Source organism: Rhizobium altiplani (genome assembly GCF_001542405.1).
In the GTDB taxonomy this organism is placed as follows: domain Bacteria; phylum Pseudomonadota; class Alphaproteobacteria; order Rhizobiales; family Rhizobiaceae; genus Rhizobium; species Rhizobium altiplani.
Genome location: NZ_LNCD01000140.1, coordinates 18890 through 35531, shown reverse-complemented (window position 1 = coordinate 35531; position 16642 = coordinate 18890). Strand labels below are relative to the sequence as shown.

Annotated in this window: 21 protein-coding genes; 10 read left to right on the top strand and 11 right to left on the bottom strand. The window is 61.2% G+C overall.

Going from position 1 to position 16642, the window contains the following annotated elements; genetic code table 11:
* Positions 1 to 31 precede the first annotated feature (31 nt).
* Together AS026_RS35250 and AS026_RS35245 are read right to left on the bottom strand one after the other, a co-directional pair.
* Positions 32 to 892: a prephenate dehydratase gene (locus tag AS026_RS35250; protein WP_025659718.1), complete on the bottom strand. Its 861-nt coding sequence runs from the start codon at positions 890 to 892 to the stop codon at positions 32 to 34.
* A 10-nt stretch (positions 893 to 902) separates the two neighbouring features.
* Positions 903 to 1658, bottom strand: coding sequence for a 3-deoxy-manno-octulosonate cytidylyltransferase (locus AS026_RS35245; protein ID WP_018859767.1), 756 nt, complete (start codon positions 1656 to 1658; stop codon positions 903 to 905).
* A 154-nt stretch (positions 1659 to 1812) separates the two neighbouring features.
* Here AS026_RS35245 and AS026_RS35240 point away from each other — a divergent pair, with 154 nt between their 5' ends.
* A complete protein-coding gene (locus AS026_RS35240) occupies positions 1813 to 2388 on the top strand; it encodes a c-type cytochrome (protein ID WP_018859766.1) in 576 nt (191 codons plus the stop codon).
* Between the two features lie 59 nt (positions 2389 to 2447).
* Here AS026_RS35240 and AS026_RS35235 read toward each other — a convergent pair whose 3' ends face one another.
* Both AS026_RS35235 and AS026_RS41835 read right to left on the bottom strand, forming a co-directional pair.
* Positions 2448 to 3395 (bottom strand): AEC family transporter, encoded by a 948-nt coding sequence (locus tag AS026_RS35235; protein WP_018859765.1) that lies wholly within the window; start codon positions 3393 to 3395, stop codon positions 2448 to 2450.
* Entirely contained in the window at positions 3353 to 3601 is a 249-nt protein-coding gene (locus AS026_RS41835) for a hypothetical protein (protein ID WP_144443511.1), read from the bottom strand. The genes AS026_RS35235 and AS026_RS41835 overlap by 43 nt, the downstream gene beginning before the upstream one ends.
* Before the next feature lie 286 nt (positions 3602 to 3887).
* Here AS026_RS41835 and AS026_RS35230 point away from each other — a divergent pair, with 286 nt between their 5' ends.
* The 4 genes from AS026_RS35230 (at position 3888) to AS026_RS35215 (ending at position 6438) form a co-directional block, all read left to right on the top strand.
* Positions 3888 to 4097, top strand: a complete 210-nt coding sequence (locus tag AS026_RS35230; protein ID WP_018859764.1) for a cold-shock protein — start codon at positions 3888 to 3890, stop codon at positions 4095 to 4097.
* A gap of 52 nt (positions 4098 to 4149) precedes the next feature.
* Positions 4150 to 4689 carry a hypothetical protein gene (locus tag AS026_RS35225; protein WP_062375814.1) on the top strand — a complete coding sequence of 180 codons (540 nt, stop codon included), beginning with the start codon at positions 4150 to 4152 and terminating at the stop codon, positions 4687 to 4689.
* Between the two features lie 347 nt (positions 4690 to 5036).
* Positions 5037 to 5276, top strand: a complete 240-nt coding sequence (locus tag AS026_RS35220; RefSeq protein WP_062375539.1) for a hypothetical protein — start codon at positions 5037 to 5039, stop codon at positions 5274 to 5276.
* 169 nt (positions 5277 to 5445) lie between these two features.
* Positions 5446 to 6438, top strand: a complete 993-nt coding sequence (locus tag AS026_RS35215; protein ID WP_062375537.1) for an adenosine kinase — start codon at positions 5446 to 5448, stop codon at positions 6436 to 6438.
* Here AS026_RS35215 and AS026_RS35210 read toward each other — a convergent pair.
* Positions 6431 to 6970, bottom strand: coding sequence for an SH3 domain-containing protein (locus tag AS026_RS35210; RefSeq protein WP_018859760.1), 540 nt, complete (start codon positions 6968 to 6970; stop codon positions 6431 to 6433). The genes AS026_RS35215 and AS026_RS35210 overlap by 8 nt on opposite strands.
* Before the next feature lie 181 nt (positions 6971 to 7151).
* On the opposite strand from AS026_RS35210, the gene AS026_RS35205 reads away from it, so the two are divergent.
* On the top strand, positions 7152 to 8153 hold the full coding sequence (locus tag AS026_RS35205) for a 2-hydroxyacid dehydrogenase (RefSeq protein ID WP_018859759.1): 1002 nt from the start codon (positions 7152 to 7154) through the stop codon (positions 8151 to 8153).
* On the opposite strand, the gene AS026_RS35200 is transcribed toward AS026_RS35205, so the two are convergent.
* Genes AS026_RS35200 through recF form a run of 3 tightly spaced genes read right to left on the bottom strand, consistent with a single transcriptional unit; the run spans position 8150 to position 10565 of the window.
* Positions 8150 to 8623, bottom strand: a complete 474-nt coding sequence (locus AS026_RS35200) for a GNAT family N-acetyltransferase (RefSeq protein ID WP_025659715.1) — start codon at positions 8621 to 8623, stop codon at positions 8150 to 8152. The genes AS026_RS35205 and AS026_RS35200 overlap by 4 nt on opposite strands.
* Entirely contained in the window at positions 8620 to 9444 is an 825-nt protein-coding gene (locus AS026_RS35195) for a molybdopterin-synthase adenylyltransferase MoeB (RefSeq protein WP_025659714.1), read from the bottom strand. The genes AS026_RS35200 and AS026_RS35195 overlap by 4 nt, the downstream gene beginning before the upstream one ends.
* Complete coding sequence (recF, locus tag AS026_RS35190; protein WP_062375535.1) at positions 9441 to 10565, bottom strand: DNA replication/repair protein RecF; 1125 nt, start codon at positions 10563 to 10565, stop codon at positions 9441 to 9443. The genes AS026_RS35195 and recF overlap by 4 nt, the downstream gene beginning before the upstream one ends.
* 159 nt (positions 10566 to 10724) lie before the next feature.
* Here recF and AS026_RS35185 point away from each other — a divergent pair, with 159 nt between their 5' ends.
* The 3 genes from AS026_RS35185 (at position 10725) to AS026_RS35175 (ending at position 12934) form a co-directional block, all read left to right on the top strand.
* On the top strand, positions 10725 to 11438 hold the full coding sequence (locus AS026_RS35185) for an LssY C-terminal domain-containing protein (RefSeq protein WP_025659712.1): 714 nt from the start codon (positions 10725 to 10727) through the stop codon (positions 11436 to 11438).
* A 97-nt stretch (positions 11439 to 11535) separates the two neighbouring features.
* A complete protein-coding gene (locus tag AS026_RS35180) occupies positions 11536 to 12372 on the top strand; it encodes a carbon-nitrogen hydrolase family protein (protein ID WP_062375532.1) in 837 nt (278 codons plus the stop codon).
* A 94-nt stretch (positions 12373 to 12466) separates the two neighbouring features.
* On the top strand, positions 12467 to 12934 hold the full coding sequence (locus tag AS026_RS35175; protein WP_025659710.1) for a group III truncated hemoglobin: 468 nt from the start codon (positions 12467 to 12469) through the stop codon (positions 12932 to 12934).
* 8 nt (positions 12935 to 12942) lie between these two features.
* On the opposite strand, the gene AS026_RS35170 is transcribed toward AS026_RS35175, so the two are convergent.
* Together AS026_RS35170 and AS026_RS35165 are read right to left on the bottom strand one after the other, a co-directional pair.
* The gene (locus AS026_RS35170; protein WP_062375530.1) at positions 12943 to 13464 is read right to left on the bottom strand and encodes a GNAT family N-acetyltransferase; all 522 of its coding nucleotides are present in this window, start codon (positions 13462 to 13464) and stop codon (positions 12943 to 12945) included.
* 21 nt (positions 13465 to 13485) lie between these two features.
* Positions 13486 to 14052 carry a helix-turn-helix domain-containing protein gene (locus tag AS026_RS35165; protein ID WP_062375810.1) on the bottom strand — a complete coding sequence of 189 codons (567 nt, stop codon included), beginning with the start codon at positions 14050 to 14052 and terminating at the stop codon, positions 13486 to 13488.
* A 140-nt stretch (positions 14053 to 14192) separates the two neighbouring features.
* On the opposite strand from AS026_RS35165, the gene lepA reads away from it, so the two are divergent.
* Entirely contained in the window at positions 14193 to 16025 is a 1833-nt protein-coding gene (lepA, locus tag AS026_RS35160; protein WP_062375527.1) for a translation elongation factor 4, read from the top strand.
* Between the two features lie 61 nt (positions 16026 to 16086).
* On the opposite strand, the gene AS026_RS35155 is transcribed toward lepA, so the two are convergent.
* Positions 16087 to 16542 carry a GFA family protein gene (locus AS026_RS35155; protein WP_018859749.1) on the bottom strand — a complete coding sequence of 152 codons (456 nt, stop codon included), beginning with the start codon at positions 16540 to 16542 and terminating at the stop codon, positions 16087 to 16089.
* Positions 16543 to 16642: the final 100 nt, after the last annotated feature.

Sequence of the window (16642 nt, the reverse complement as noted above, 5' to 3'; positions counted from 1 at the left end):
CCCGAAGGCGCTGCCCGAAGGGCGCCCTTTTTCATTTCTGCAGTTGGCCCCGCATTGGGTGGCCCTTGTAGACGCCGAGGATGCGCACCTTCTCGGAAAAGAAGCGCAGCTCCTCCAATGCACGCCGGACATTCGGATCGTTCGGGTGACCCTCAATGTCAGCATAGAACTGCGTTGCGACGAACTTGCCGCCGAGCTGATAGCTCTCCAGCTTGGTCATGTTGATGGTGTTGGTCGCAAAGCCGCCAAGCGCCTTGTAGAGTGCGGCCGGGATGTTTCGGACGTTGAAGACAAACGTCGTGACGAGCTTCTCCTCGGCCGAGCCGCGATGCGCCCATTCCTCGTCGCGTGAAAGGATGACGAAGCGGGTGACATTGTTTTCCGTGTCCTCGACATTCTCGGCAACGATGTCGAGACCGTAGAGATCGGCGGCAAGGCGCGGCGCCAGCGCCGCCATCGAGCGGTCCCCGGTTTCCATGACGAGCTTTGCAGCACCTGCCGTGTCGCCAGCGATCACCGGCTTCCAGCCGTGCGAACGCACGATCTTGCGGCACTGCCCAAGGGCGTGGATGTGGCTGTGAACCGTGCGGATCTCATCCTTGGTGACGCCCGGGAGCACCATCAACTGGAAGCGGATCGGCATGAAATACTCGCCGATGATGTGCAGGCGCGACTCCGGCAGCAAGTGATGAATGTCGGCGACGCGGCCAGCGATCGTGTTCTCGATCGGGATCATTCCGATATCGGCATCGCCGTTCTCGACCGCCACGAAGGCATCCTCGAACGTCTGGCACGGCAGCGGCTCCATGGTCGGAAACATGTCACGGCACGCCATGTCGGAGTTCGCGCCGAACTCGCCCTGGAAGGCGATCCTGTTGGTGGTGATGTTCATGGAAAATCCGTCACTTCGTTCTTGCGGAGAGAATGCGCCGCGCCTTTTCAAGGTCGGCGGGAGTATCGACACCGAGCGGAACCGTGTCAACGATCTCGACATCGATGCGCATGCCGGCTTCCAGCGCGCGCAGCTGCTCCAGCGACTCGCGCTTTTCCAAGACCGATGGTCCGAGCGTAACGAAACGCTCCAAGGCCGAGCGGCGGTAAGCATAGAGGCCGATATGGTGATAAAGCGGTCCATCACCGTAGGGTGCCGTCGTGCGGGTGAAGTAGAGCGCCTTCAGGCGGCTTTCCGAGATCGGCGAGCCGACGACCTTGACGATATGCGGTGCCGTCTTGTCGGCCTCGTCCTCGATCTCGATCGTCAGTGTTGCGATGTCGACGCTCGGATCCTCCAGCGGGCGCAGCGCGGCGCGAACGGTTTCCGGCTCGATCGTCGGCAGATCGCCCTGCACGTTGACGACGAACTTGGCTTTCCCCTCCGGATCCACCTTCATGAGCGCCTCGTAAATGCGATCCGAACCGGACTGATGGTCCTTGCTGGTCATGATGACTTCAAAGCCTGCCGCGGCCACGACATCATGGACCTGTTGGTCATCAACCGCGACAACGACGCGGCCAATTTCGGCTTCCTTCGCCCGCAGCGCCACCTGCACGATCATCGGCAGCCCGCAAATATCGGCGAGCGGCTTGCCTGGAAGACGGGTCGATGCCATGCGGGCCGGGATCAGCACGAGCACGTCATCTAAATTTGGACTGGTCATTGTTCGGGCCTTCTAATCCGGGCGGAAAGGTGTCAAAAAGTCTCACGCAACAGGCCATTTAGACTGTTGCAACGAATAGCCAAAAGACATAGGTTCCGCGCGATTTCAAGATGGTCCGGTTTTATGTCTGCCGGCTGCAAGGGGAGCATTGCAGATGAATTCATACGTGAATATGGCTGTGGGGGCACTGCTCGGAACGGTTTTCGTTCTGATGACCGTCTCCATCGCGTCGGAGGGAATCTTTCATTCGGAGAGCCCGGAGAAGGAAGGTTTCGCGATCGTCGCCGAAGAGGCCGCTGCCGCTGGTGGCGGCGAGGCCGCACCGGCTGCAGCCGTTCCGATCGCACAGCTACTTGCAAAGGCGGACGCCAAGGCTGGCGAGGCTGTTTTCAAGAAGTGTCAGGCCTGTCATGACGCGACCAAGGGGGGACCGAACAAGGTTGGTCCGAACCTCTTCGGTCTCGTCGATCGTCCGATCGCCACGCATGAAGGCTTTGCCTACTCGTCGGGCATGAAGGACTTCTCCAAGGGCGGCAGCGAGAAGTGGACCTTCGATCATCTGAACCACTTCCTGGCAGCACCGAAGAAGTACGTTGCCGGCACGGCAATGGGCTTTGCCGGTCTCCCGAAGGACACGGATCGCGCCAACGTCATCCTTTACCTTCACACGCTGGCCGATTCGCCGGTTCCGCTTCCGGATCCGAACGCACCGGATAGCGCGACGCAGTAAGTAGCTGCTCGGTTCCAGACGAAAATCGAAGCCCGGCTGGCGCCGGGCTTTTTCTTTGCCTAGCCGCCGAGCAAAAAGGCCCAGAACGAAACGGAGATGGCGCCAAGCGCCGTCGTTAGCGTGATCGTCGAAGCTGCCAGGCTGTGGCCGACACCGAAACGGTTGGCGATCAGCCAGGCGTTGACGCCCGTTGGAACCGACGAAATCAGCACCAGGGCCGCCGTCCAGTCACTGGCAAGCCCGACCAGATGGCTCGCCGCCCAGACGCAGGCCGGCAACAGCAACAACTTGAAGGCGGAGGTGACGCTGGCGATGCCGGCGTTGCCTGAAATGCCGTATTTCTCAAGCGCCATGCCGAGCGAAATCAGCGCGACCGGCCCGGCGACACCGGCGATCTGATCGATTATGGCGCCTACCGGTCCCGGCATGGTGAGCCCTAACAGGTGCATGGCAGCACCGCCGGCCAAGCCGATCACCAGCGGGTTTTTGACGAGATTGTGGGCGATCTGGCGCACCACTTTGGCGATGCTGCGCTCCTTCTTGCCGGCGATCTTGTGCTCGGCGCGCTCCATCAGGATGGTTCCGATAATCATCATCACAGGCAGATGGACCGCGATCAGAATCGAGAGCGGCACGAGCCCCTTGTCACCGACCGTGCGCTGAACGAGCGGCAGTCCGATGAAGATGGTGTTGGCGAAGGCTGACGATACACCGGCAAGCACGCCAATGCGGTCATCGCGCCCGAAGAAGCGCGTCGCGGCGATATGGGCCGCGACCCAAGTCACTCCGACGCCCGAGAAATAGGCGATCCAGAGACGGAAGGGCGAGGCACCGTGAAAATCGGCGTTGGCGATCGTGCGGAACAACAACAGCGGCACGGCGATCTTGAAGACGAACTCGCTCAGCGCATCGCCGATCTCCGCCTTCATCAGCCGTAGTTTCACGGTCAGCCAGCCGATAAGGATCATGATAAAGATGGGAAGGACGTCGAAGATGATGGCTGACATTCAATGCGGCTGCCTTGCGAGGGAATAAGCATGCCTAGCAGCAAAACGGCCGTGATGACAAACCGGCAAAGCATAAAAGCAAAAAAAGCGGGCTCTGCCCGCTTTTCCGCATCCGGTCCTGCCGGATAGCCGGTCTGAAATGCTGCCAGTTCATCCGTGGTCAGCGTCACTCCGGTATCGTCGAAGGGCGTCATTCCCTTCTTCATTGGCTGCCGCTCGGAAGCCGCTCATGCCAATGTCGTTGAGGATGCTTATAGGACGGGGAAATGACATGCGGATGACGGATTCCCGCTATATGAAATGCGAGGGACCACCAGCCGCACGCGTATAGGTGGGACGCAACCGTGTCGTCTTGGCATGCGCAAGCTCAGAAGTCGGCCACGGCCACCAGAGCAACGCGGTGTCCCGCTGTATTTTCAAATGCTCTTGTGCCCACGGGCAAAATCGTGCGATGTCCGATGCCGGCTGGGGAGACCAACATGGGGGTAAATTTTGCCAACAGGTAAAGTCAAGTGGTTCAACCAGGACAAGGGCTTCGGATTCATCACTCCGGATGACGGCGGTACCGACGTCTTTCTTCACATCACGGCCGCTCAACGAGGCGGGATCGACACCGTGAAAGAAGGAATGGGCATAGCGTTCGAAGTCGCTCAGGACCGTCGAACCGGCAGAACGTCTGCCGACAATGTCCGGCAAGTTTGAAAACGGTCAGTGCGGCCGAAGGGCCGCACTGACTCCGCCGCTCGGAGACGACATGAAGCGTACTTTGGCTGCCGGCCTCGTCATTCTCTTTGCCGCCGGGCCATCATTTGCCGATGACGCGAGTTCCAAACTTTCATTTTTTTACGACAGCTGCGTTTCTTCTGGCCCGGACTTCGAGCGCACGGCTGAGCGTGCGAAAGCCGACGAATGGCCTTCGATGGCAGAGGATATGGCGCTGACCTTCACCCCGATGGAGAATCCGGAAGCGCTGGAAGGATGGATCGTCAGCGGCGGCGAAGCTGAGAGCTTTCAAGCGCTGGTGGTCTCGCGGGCGGATGTCGGCGGCAAAACCGTCGAAGGCTGCACGGTGGCACTGGGGGACGTCGACGCGGATGTTTTCGAGAAAGCGCTGGTCGAGAAGGTGAACGCTGTCTCGGCGGGTGAAGAGCAAGGGCAGGATCGCGTTTACAAGCGATATACCGCCACCATCAACGGGCGCAGCGAGGCGATCACCTTGACGCTCCCGCTCTATGCAAAGGGTTCCGATCAGATCATCGCCAGCACCGTGGCAGAGCAGCAGATCGAACACTAGCTCGCCGCCGTCGGCCATGCGCCCTTATCAGATGATATGAGATTCTAATGTCGGAGGCCCGTCGTCCGAATGGAACGGCTATGGCTTTGTCCGCATCCTGTGACGAGAGGTCACGAACCCCGGCCGCCCGTCGAGGGCATATTCACGTGACCTGTTTGCCAACCAGCAGGAAACGTACATGCATCCCCAATGGAAGCCATTTGTCGTGGAGATCAAGAAAACACGTCGTCTTTTTCCAGGGTCGCCATCAAAAAGCGACTTTCATTTGGAGAAAGCCAGCCCCGACGGCGAAAAGCGCGCCCGCGAGGTTGCGCAGGGCACACGACCAAACGACGAAAGATAGTAGGATGGTAAGCAGGAACCTCCCCCATGAGTATTTCTTCCTCAATGGCGCACGTTCCGACGGACCGGTTATCGGCCATATCGACGGCACACCGATCCCCGCTCGCGTAGTCGACACCAGGGGCAGCCGCTATCGTTTCGTTGGAATTGCCCGTCGCGATCGACGTGGCAGGCTCGATGTCACTGCCTTGCGCAAGAACGAGTGGCTCGTAAAGCCCGACCTGATCTATGCTGCCGCTGCTTGAGACGCGCCTTTTGAACGCCGCGGTCACGGGGGGCGGCCGGCGACATTTGACCCGTCACAGTGCATTTTTGCGATGAGATAGACGGCCCAGCGGCATTTCCGCTTTCCATGCGGCGAAAATTCGCTAAGACCGGTCACCGGCTATCACCTAACCCGGGACCTTCCCTTTCATGACCAAATTCGATGTTCTGACTGTCGGCAACGCGATCGTCGATATCATCGCGCGTTGCGACGACCAGTTCCTCATTGACAATGAGATCACCAAGGCCGCGATGAACCTCATCGATGCCGAGCGCGCAGAACTTCTCTATGCGCGCATGGGACCGGCGGTGGAGGCTTCCGGCGGCAGCGCCGGCAACACGGCCGCGGGTGTGGCGAGCTTCGGCGGCAAGGCCGCCTATTTCGGCAAGGTCGCGGAAGACCAGCTCGGCGAAATCTTCGCGCACGATATCCATGCGCAGGGTGTTCACTATCAGACACAGCCGAAGGGGACATTCCCGCCGACCGCGCGCTCGATGATCTTTGTCACCGAAGACGGCGAACGCTCGATGAATACCTACCTCGGCGCCTGCGTCGAGCTCGGGCCCGAAGACGTCGAGGCCGAGGTCGTCGCCCAGTCCAAGGTCACCTATTTCGAAGGCTACCTCTGGGATCCGCCGCGCGCCAAGGAAGCGATCCGCGAATGCGCCCGTATCGCCCACGAGAACGGCCGTGAGATGTCGATGACGCTTTCCGACAGCTTCTGCGTCAACCGCTATCGCGGCGAATTCCTCGACCTGATGCGCTCCGGCACCGTCGACATCGTCTTCGCCAATCGTCAGGAAGCGCTGGCGCTCTATGAAACCGACGACTTCGAAGAAGCGCTGATCCTTATCGCCAAGGACTGCAAGATCGCGGCCGTAACGATGAGCGAGAACGGCGCCGTGATTCTCAAGGGCAGCGAGCGCTTCTACGTGGATGCGATCAAGATCAGGGAACTGGTCGACACCACAGGCGCGGGCGATCTCTTTGCCGCCGGCTTCCTCTATGGCTACACACAGGGTCGGACGCTGGAAGACTGCGGCAAGCTCGGCTGCCTCGCGGCTGGCATCGTGATCCAGCAGATCGGCCCGCGGCCGATGAAGTCGCTGGCCGAGGCCGGCAAGCAGGCGAACCTTATTTAAAGGCTTCGCCTGGATAAGCGCCCCAGATTTCCGACTGCGCCACCCATCCTTCGGCGCCGTCTATCTTGGCAAAGCACCAGTCGCCATTGCACTCGCCGATGTTCATCATGACGCCGGGCTCGAGCTTGGCGACGACGCTTGCCGACGGCTGGGCATCGCGGCGCATGTTGACGTAGACAGACTTACCCTTGCCCTTCATCCATGGGGCGGCGATTGCCGCACGCGAGCCCGACAACAGCGATTGGTTGACCCAACCCTCGGTGCCGTCGGCATCGCGGATCTGGCGCCAGTTGTCGTATTCCTGAATGATTTCGACCGGCAGGCCGGCCTTCAGATACATCCATGAGGCCGCATAGTCGGTGCCAGGGCCGATGCGCAGGTTGACGCGCTTGGACTTGAGCGTGACGAAGCGCGGCAGCGGCAGGCCACTCGGTCCCTTTGCCGCCTGTGCGGAGGCCATTTCAGCCGTTCCCGCAGAAAGCACGAAACCGATCGCAAGGGCGAGGCAAGATTTCAGGACTTTGCTATGCATGGGACTTCCGTTTGCTCAGAGGAGGGCAGGACTGCTGCCTGATTCCGGGAATTCGACATTCCTGCGCACGCTGAGCGAGTTTTGTTTGTCTTCGCGCGCGGGTCTGGTAGAAATTCCCCGGAACGGGAAAATTATCCCGCGTCTTGGTTAAGGACCTCTGAACAAGTTAGCGCCGGCGCACATGACGACGAAGAAAAAACCGAAGGTCTACATCACGCGGAAGCTGCCCGATGCGGTCGAGACGCGCATGCGCGAACTCTTCGACGCGGAACTCAATATCGACGATGCACCGCGCTCCAAAGCCGAGCTGATCGCCGCCGTCAAAAGCGCCGACGTGCTCGTTCCGACCGTCACCGACCGGATCGATGCCACGGTGATCGAGGAGGCCGGGCCGCAGCTGAAATTGATCGCCAGCTTCTCGAACGGCACCGATCACATCGACGTCGAGGCGGCGGCTCGCAAAGGCATCACCGTCACCAATACGCCGAACGTGCTGACCGAAGACACCGCCGACATGACCATGGCGCTGATCCTCGCCGTTCCGCGCCGCTTGGGTGAAGGCGCGCGGGTGCTGACCGACCATCCCGGCGAGTGGCCCGGCTGGTCGCCAACCTGGATGCTCGGGCGACGGATCCACGGCAAGCGCATCGGCATCGTCGGCATGGGGCGGATCGGCACCGCCGTTGCGCGCCGCGCCAAGGCTTTCGGCCTCTCGATCCACTATCACAACCGCAAGCGCGTCAACCCGGCGACCGAAGATGAGCTGGAGGCGACCTACTGGGAGAGCCTCGACCAGATGCTCGCCCGCGTCGACATCGTTTCTGTCAATTGCCCCTCGACACCGGCAACGTTCCATCTGTTGTCGGCCCGCCGTCTGGCGCTGCTGCAGCCGACGGCCTACCTCGTCAACACCGCCCGCGGCGACGTGATCGACGAAGCGGCACTGATCAAGAGTCTGCGGGAGGGAAAGCTGGCGGGCGCCGGTCTCGACGTCTTCGAGAATGAACCGGCGGTCAATCCGAAGCTCGTCAAGCTCGCAAATGAAGGCAAGGTCGTACTTCTGCCGCACATGAGCTCGGCGACGATCGAAGGCCGCATCGACATGGGCGACAAGGTGATCATCAACATCCGCACCTTTATCGATGGCCATCGCCCGCCGAACCGCGTGCTGCCGGGCCGCTAGGCCGGAACAGGCTTGCGCATCTCGATCGATGTCGTCCTGGTGAATCCGGGATGGGCATTTTCAGCGGTCTTCTCAAATCCCCAGCGGATAAAGACATCGTGGTTTTCGACAAGCTCGATGCGCGTTTCGAGCCTCAGTGATGGCAGGGAGTGGGACCGCGCCACCTCTTCCGAGACCGCCAGCAGCCGACGGCCGATACCCCGGCCCTGCGCGTCGGGCGCGATCGCCAGCTTGCCGACATAGAGGCAGGCTTCTTCTGGTCGCAGAAAGACGCAGCCACATAAAGCATCGCCTTCCATTGCCGCATAGGCGATTTCAGAACGCGCCTTATCGGCAAGCGTCGTCGGCGTGAGCTTCAAGGCGGAGGATGGCGGATCGATCCGGTCGTTCATATAGGCGAACGACGACAGGACTAGCGCCAGCAACTCCTCCCAGCGTTGAAAGTCTTCATCGATCCGAATGATGTTCATGACGCCGGGCTCTGTTTCTGGCGACGCCTCTTGTAGCGGATCGTGTCGAAGCGGGCGGCAAGCGCATCATAGAGCAGCAGCCGTCCAATCAGCGGTTCGCCCGTGCCGGTGACGAGCTTGATCGCTTCCATTGCCATCAGCGTGCCGATCACGCCGGTCAGCGCACCGATGATGCCGGTCTCCGCACAGGCCGGGATCAGACCAGCCGGCGGCTTCTCGGGGAAGAGATCGCGATAGGTTGGGTTCGGTGTGCCATCCTCCGCCGTCTCGTAGGGCTTGAGCACTGTGACGGAGCCATCGAAGCGACCAACCGCGCCTGTCACCAAGGGGATTTGCGCAGTCTCGGCAGCGTCGGCCGCCGTATAGCGCGTATCAAAATTGTCGGAGCCGTCGATCAGCAGATCGAAGCCTGAGAGATGGCGGCGCGCCGTGTCAGGCGAGAAGCGCTCTTCGAAGCGGATCACGTTGACGTGCGGGTTCAACCTTGCAATCGCGAAGGCGGCACTCTGCGTCTTCAGTTCGCCGATCGTGCCGGAATCGTGGATCACCTGCCGCTGCAGGTTGGAAAGCGAAACGCGGTCGTCATCGGCGATACCGAGCGTGCCGACGCCGGCGGCTGCGAGATATTGCAGGACCGGCGCTCCCAGCCCACCGGCACCGATGACAAGCATGCGGGCGGATTTCAGTTTCTGCTGGCCTGCGCCACCGATCTCGGGAAGCAGGATATGGCGCTGATATCGCGCGATTTCTTCCGGGCTGAGCGGTTCCATGGGCGCGATGCTAGCATGGCCTTTGGTTGAGGGGGAAGCGGCATCGGTCATTCGAAAACCTTTCCATCGGCAACGGTGAAGAATTGCGCGCGCTCGCCGAGAGCGGAAAACATGGCGCAGTCCGTGCCTGTCATGAAGGCCTGGCCGCCGAGCGCGTCAATGAGGTCGAAGAGCGCAGCACGCCTGCCTTCGTCGAGATGCGCGGCAATCTCATCAAGCAAGAGAATCGGCGCATGGCCCGTGAGATTGGCGACCAGACGGGCATGGGCAAGAATCAGTCCGACCAGCAGCGCCTTCTGCTCGCCGGTGGAACAGCGCGATGCTTCCATCTGCTTTTGCCGGTGGCGGACAAGCAGATCTGCGCGATGGGGGCCGTCGAGCGTGCGGCCGGCCGCGGCATCGCGGTAGCGGCTCTCGGCAAGCATAGCCGAATAGTCATCCTCAAGATCAACGGCGGGGCGCGAGAACTGACCATCCATAAAGCCGGCGAGCTCCAGCGTTGCGGCAGGAAAGGGCGAGGTTTCGTGCGTCTCGTCGATCAGGCGGGCAAGAAGACCGAGCATCTCCTCGCGTGCCATCGCCATGGCAATGCCGAGGCTTGCCATCTGCTGCTCGAGGCCGGAGAGCCAGGCGGGATCGAAGCGACGCTCGTCGAGCAGCTTGTTGCGGCTGCGCATGGCGCGTTCAAAATCGCTGGCACGGCGGCCATGGGCCGGATCGAGCGACAGCACGAGCCGATCAAGGAAACGGCGGCGCTCGGACGAACCACCGGTGAAGAGGCCATCCATCGAGGGCGTCAGCCACAGGAGACGGAGATGGTCGGTCAGTTCATCGGCCGACTTTGCAGGCGTGCCGTTGATCCGCAGGCGGCGGGAAATGCTGTCGTCGGTGATATCGACACCCGTGCCGATTTCCACCTCGCCGTCCATGCCATCGAGCTCCGCGAAGATCGAAAATCCGGCCGTCGCACCGACACGGGTGACATCACCATAGGTGGCACGACGCAGGCCGCGGCCAGGCGACAGGAAGGATACGGCCTCCATCAGATTGGTCTTGCCGGCGCCATTGTCCCCCGTCAGCACCACATGCCGACCGTCGAGCGACAGCGAGACAGACGCGTAGTTGCGAAAGTCGGTCAGCTTGAGACGGGACAGGGAGACCTTGTGCGGCATTCGATATCCGGATTCGTGGTGCCCGAGAGCTAAGCGCAACGGGGCCGGATGGCAAGGGTGCGGGTGTAGTCGGGATGCCGATGATGCATGGGTGCGCACCTGGATGTTGGCCACATGACCGGAGAATCGTATGATGACGCCGAGGTTGGGGGGACTTCGATGAGACGTTTGACGAAAACACGGATGGCGATCGGCGGTGTGGCGGTCTTGTTGGTCGCCTATCTGCTTGTCACTTATTTCCTCATTCCCGAAATATGGATCCATCGCGACGCCAGCCGTATTGCGGAATTCGGTCCAATGGTGACGACCACCAAGCAGGATATTCCCGGCGACCCCATCAATGTTGGGCTCGTCGGTTCGAAGGAGAACGTGCTTCGGGCGTTTGCATCGGCTGGGTGGGACCCGGCCGACAAGATCACGCTGCGGACATCAGCCGAAATCGGCTTGAGCGTCGTGCTCGATCGGCCCGACCTCGACGCTCCCGTGAGCCCATTGCTGTTCGAGGGCCGCCAGCAGGATCTGGCATTTGAAAAGGCCGTGGGCAAGAGCGCCGACGAGCGCCACCACGTCCGTTTCTGGCAAACCAAGAACAGCGGTGCAGATGGGCAACCGCTGTGGCTTGGATCGGCGAGTTTTGATCGCGGGGTAGGCTTCAGCCACGATACCGGCCAGATCACCCATCACATCGCGCCTGATGTCGACGCTGAGCGAGATCTTGTTATCGGCGATCTTCAGGCAGCCGGGCAATTGTCGTCGACTTACGAGATCGCGGGCATCGGCGCCACGAGGACCGGCCGCAACGGTGGCGGCGATCCCTATTTCACCGATGGAAAGGCGCTGATCGGCGTGCTGCGCGCTGTCGGCGCCCCTTAACGCGCTTCGCCCCGTGCACCTTCATCGTCGCCAATTTGCGGTTCCAAATAGCGTCGAATAGTTGAAAAATGCGGGCCGAATCGCGAGAGGTGCGCCGTTGAAGATAGCCGCAGCACAGACCATCGTTTCGCCTGACATTACCGCGAATGGCCGAACAATCCGGAGCATGATTGCGGCTACCGCTGCTGATGGCGCGCGGGTCATCAATTTCTGCGAAGGCGCACTGTCGGGATATTCGAAATCGCAGATCCTGCATCCCGAGGACTGGGCCAGCTTCGATTGGCGGCAGCAGGAGGCCGAGCTTCGGGCAATCGCCGATCTCTGTGGTGATCTTCGCATCTTTGCGGTTGTCGGCGGAGCACATCGGCTGGCAGAGGGCTACCCCCCGCACAACAGCCTGTATGTCTTTTCCGAAACCGGAGCGCTGCTTACCCGCTATGACAAGAGGTTTCTGTCAAACAGCGAACTTGGCGGCTGGTACTCTCCCGGCACCGCGCCGATCACTTTCGATATCAACGGCTACCGATTCGGTTGCGCGATCTGCATCGAAGCTACGTTTCCGGAGGTATTCCAGGAGTATGCCAATCTCGGCGTCGATGCCGTGTTCTTCTCCTCCTATGGCATTCCCGAATATTTCCAGATTGCGCTGCGCGCGCATGCGGGGCTGAACTGCATCTGGATCGGCGCTGCAACGCCGGCGCAGAAGGCCGCCAAGGGGCCGGCCAGCATCATCGGCCCGGATGGAAAATGGGTGGCGCAGTGTGCTGCCACTCCCGAACCAGGCCTGGCAACCGCGGTGTTGAACCGAGACGACCCGGCATACGACATTCCGCTGCAGAAGGCCCGACCGTGGCGGCTCAAGGCGCGACAGGGTGATATCTATCGCGAGAGGATGGCGGACGATCCCCGAAGCGAAGACAGAAGCGGCTACTGACGCGCAATGCTGCCTTGCGTCGCGGTCCCTTCATCTCGAGACGCAGATGGCCTATATGAGCGCTGTCGCGGATTGCGACGCGCCGGAGTTGACGATGGATACAGAAATTCAGGGCCGCGCGGCACATGTCGCCGCCATACGCGAGCGTGCCGAAGCCGAGATGACGGCGATGGGCGTCGACGAGGCGTTCATCGATCGGTTGGTCGAGACGTTCTACGCCCGTGTGCTGCAGCATGCGACGCTTGGACCCGTGTTTGATGCCCGGCTTTCCGGCCGCTGGCCCGACCATATGCAGAAGATGAAGAGCTTCTGGTCATCAATTGCCTTTCGCAACGGCGCTTATGGCGGCAAGCCGGTGCAGGCGCACACGGGCGTCGCGAACCTGACGCCCGATCTCTTCCCGCAATGGCTGGCACTGTTTTCCGCGACGCTCAGCGATATCGCGCCGAACCCTGAGGCCAAGGCCTGGTTCATGACGACCGCTGAACGCATCGCCAAGAGCCTGACGCTGTCGCTGTTCTACAATCCAGCACTCGACGCGCCCCAGGCCAAACCCGCCTGAGCGCCACTTCAGGCGACACGCTTGTAGAAAAATGTGGTGGCGCAGAGGCCGCCCTCCGGCCACAGCGCATAATCCGGGATGACACCGACCCGCTCCCAGCCCAGCCTGGGGTAGATCGCCTCGGCATCGCTGCCGGTTGCCGTGTCAAGCACGAGGAGCGTCTTGCCGCGGACGGCGGCTTCTCGTTCCGCAGCATCCATCAGCAGACGTGCAAGGCCCTTGCCCCGGGCCAAGCGATGCACCAACAGCTTCTTCAGATCGCCGCGATGCGGCTGATTCGGCATCTGTGCGGCACCGACCTGCACCGTGCCAACGGCTCTGCCGTCGATCTCCGCCACGAGGAGCAGCGTTGCACCGGACGCGACGGCATCGGCGACGCCCTGCCAGTAAGGCTCGGCATCCGCGTTGCCATAAGGCTGCATGAAGCCGACCGAGGCGCCGCCGTTGACGCAATCGGTCAGCACGTCGCAGAGGTCGGGGATCGCCGCATGGGCTTCTGCCGCATCAAGAAGGCGGATCGTAGCTGTCATCACTTTTTCTCCTGAAATGAATTAGCGCCCGCGCCGATCGAGTACGACGCAATAGCGGGCGGGAATGTTGCCGGGGTTATGAAAAACATGGCCTTCGCCGACCGGCATGAACAGGCAGTCGCCAGGCAGCAGTCGGTAGACGGTGTCGCCCGTCGTCATTTCCATTTCGCCATCGAACAGCCAGACATGCTGTGTCATGCCGTTGCTGGCCGCGTGCGGCGGGAAACTAACGCGACCGCCTGGCGGGAATTCGACATCGACGATATCGACAGACGAAGCGGCTCCCGGCGGCGAGACGGAGCGCCTGACGTAACCGGTCTCCGGATCCCGCCAGACCTGCTGGTCCTGACGGCGCGACAGCGGCGAGACCTCGCCGTCCTCGGCAAAGAAGGCCGACAGCGACAGGCCGAGCGCTGCGCAAACCCTGGCGAGGAGCGGGGCCGTCGGGCTCGCTTCGCCGCGCTCGATGCGGGAGATCATCGCCCGGCTGACGCCGGAGGCGTTGGCCAGGTCTTCCAGCGTCAAATTCCGCTCGATCCGCAGTCTGCGGATGCGAAGGCCGATCGCCGTTTCGAGTTCTTGTTCCATCATTGGATCCGATTTTCTTTTATAATAGAATTTCACGATCTGATAATAGAATCAAGTATCATGTTTCGGTCCGCGAAACGGCGACTTATCGTAAACGAACCCCTGCTTTTCCGCTTTGCGGCAAGGGTCGGCGCTGCTATATGGCGCGCATGAGCACCAATTCGACGACTCCGCTTTCCCATATCCGCAATTTCTCGATCGTGGCCCACATCGACCACGGCAAATCGACGCTTGCCGACCGCCTGATCCAATCGACCGGCGGCCTGGCCGAGCGCGAGATGTCCGAGCAGGTGCTTGACAACATGGATATCGAGCGCGAGCGCGGCATCACCATCAAGGCCCAGACGGTGCGTCTGCACTACAAGGCCAAGGATGGCGAGACCTATATCCTGAATTTGATCGACACGCCCGGACACGTCGACTTCGCCTATGAGGTCTCGCGCTCGCTCTCGGCCTGCGAAGGTTCGCTGCTCGTCGTTGACGCCAGCCAAGGCGTGGAAGCCCAGACGCTCGCCAACGTCTACCAGGCGATCGACAACAACCACGAGCTTGTCACCGTCCTCAACAAGATCGACCTGCCGGCCGCCGAACCTGATCGCATCAAGGAACAGATCGAGGAAGTGATCGGTATCGATGCCTCGGAAGCCGTGTTGATTTCGGCAAAGACCGGCCTCGGCATCCCCGATGTCCTCGAGGCAATCGTTCAGAAGTTGCCGGCGCCGAAGAGCTCCGGCGGTGAAAAGGCACCGCTGAAGGCGCTGCTCGTTGACAGCTGGTACGACACCTATCTCGGCGTCATGGTCCTCGTCCGCGTCATCGACGGCGTGCTGACCAAGGGCCAGACGATCCGCATGATGGGCACGGACGCCAAGTACCAGGTGGAACGCGTCGGCGTGCTGACGCCAAAGATGGTCAATGTCGACAGTCTCGGGCCTGGCGAAATCGGCTTCATCACCGCCTCCATCAAGGAAGTGGCCGATACGCGCGTCGGCGATACCATCACCGAGGACAAGCGCCCAACGGCGCAGGCCTTGCCGGGCTTCAAGCCGGCACAACCGGTCGTGTTCTGCGGTCTCTTCCCCGTCGATGCCGCGGATTTCGAGGATCTGCGCGCGGCGATGGGCAAGCTTCGCCTGAATGATGCCTCCTTCTCCTTCGAAATGGAATCATCGGCCGCACTCGGCTTCGGCTTCCGTTGCGGCTTCCTTGGCCTGCTGCACCTTGAGATCATCCAGGAACGCCTTGAGCGCGAATTCGACCTCGACCTGATCGCCACTGCGCCTTCGGTCGTCTACCAGCTGACGATGACCGACGGCAGCGAGCGCGAACTGCACAATCCGGCTGACATGCCCGATGTCGTCAAGATCGACGAGATCCGCGAGCCCTGGATCAAGGCGACGATCATGACGCCTGATGATTACCTCGGCGGCATTCTCAAGCTCTGTCAGGATCGTCGCGGCATCCAGACGGAACTCACCTATGTCGGCACCCGCGCAATGGTGACCTACGAGTTGCCGCTCAATGAAGTTGTCTTCGACTTCTACGACCGGCTGAAGTCGATTTCGAAGGGCTACGCCTCCTTCGACTATCACCTCGAAGGCTACCGCGAAGGTAACCTCGTCAAGCTGTCGATCCTCGTCAATGGAGAGCCTGTCGATGCGCTCTCCATGCTCGTCCACCGCGCGTCTGCCGAGAAGCGTGGCCGCGACATGTGCGAGCGGCTGAAGGAACTGATCCCGAAGCACATGTTCAAGATCCCAATCCAGGCAGCGATCGGCGGCAACGTGATTGCCCGCGAGACCATCTCGGCGCTGCGCAAGGACGTGACGGCCAAGTGCTACGGCGGCGACGCCACCCGAAAGCGCAAACTTCTGGACAAGCAGAAGGAAGGCAAGAAGCGCATGCGCCAGTTCGGAAAGGTGGAGATTCCACAGGAAGCCTTCATCGCCGCGCTCAAGATGGGCGACGAATAAAAGCATCATTTCAGCCCGGCCGGCGCACGAGCATGGCCGGGCTTTTTGATCCCGCGCTGCCTCAACTGCAGGCCATGTATTCCTTCACCAGCCCTTGATAGGCGTCCATCGACGGCAGCGCCTCGTAGCTGCGGACCGCGCCGGTTTCGGCGAAGGGCAGTTTTTCGCGGGTCCAGGTCTCGATGAACGGCCGGAACCAGCGCGGATCGTCCAGCATCGTCGGACGCAGGTTGACGAACCAATCCATCCCGTCCGATCGCGTGAACATCCAGGTCATGCAGTGGCCGCAGAAATAGTGGTGCGCCTCGACGCCGTGCAGCCCACCGATGACGGGCTCTCCTTCGGTGATTTCGAAGGCCTCCGCCGGGATCGCGGCACTCAGCGAAAAGGCGCTCGACGACATCTTCTGGCACCCTGTGCAATGGCACGCCATGGTCAAAAGCGGCTTTGCGCGGATCTTCAATCGCACGCGGCCGCATCGGCAGCCACCGGTCCAAGGTAGATTTACTTCGGTCATCGCGACCTCCCTTCGTCATACTCAATCTAGCGGCAGGCGGCGCGGCGTCAAACTGTCGGCGGCAGGCAAACCGGCATCGCCTCCTAGGAATCGGAAAGCC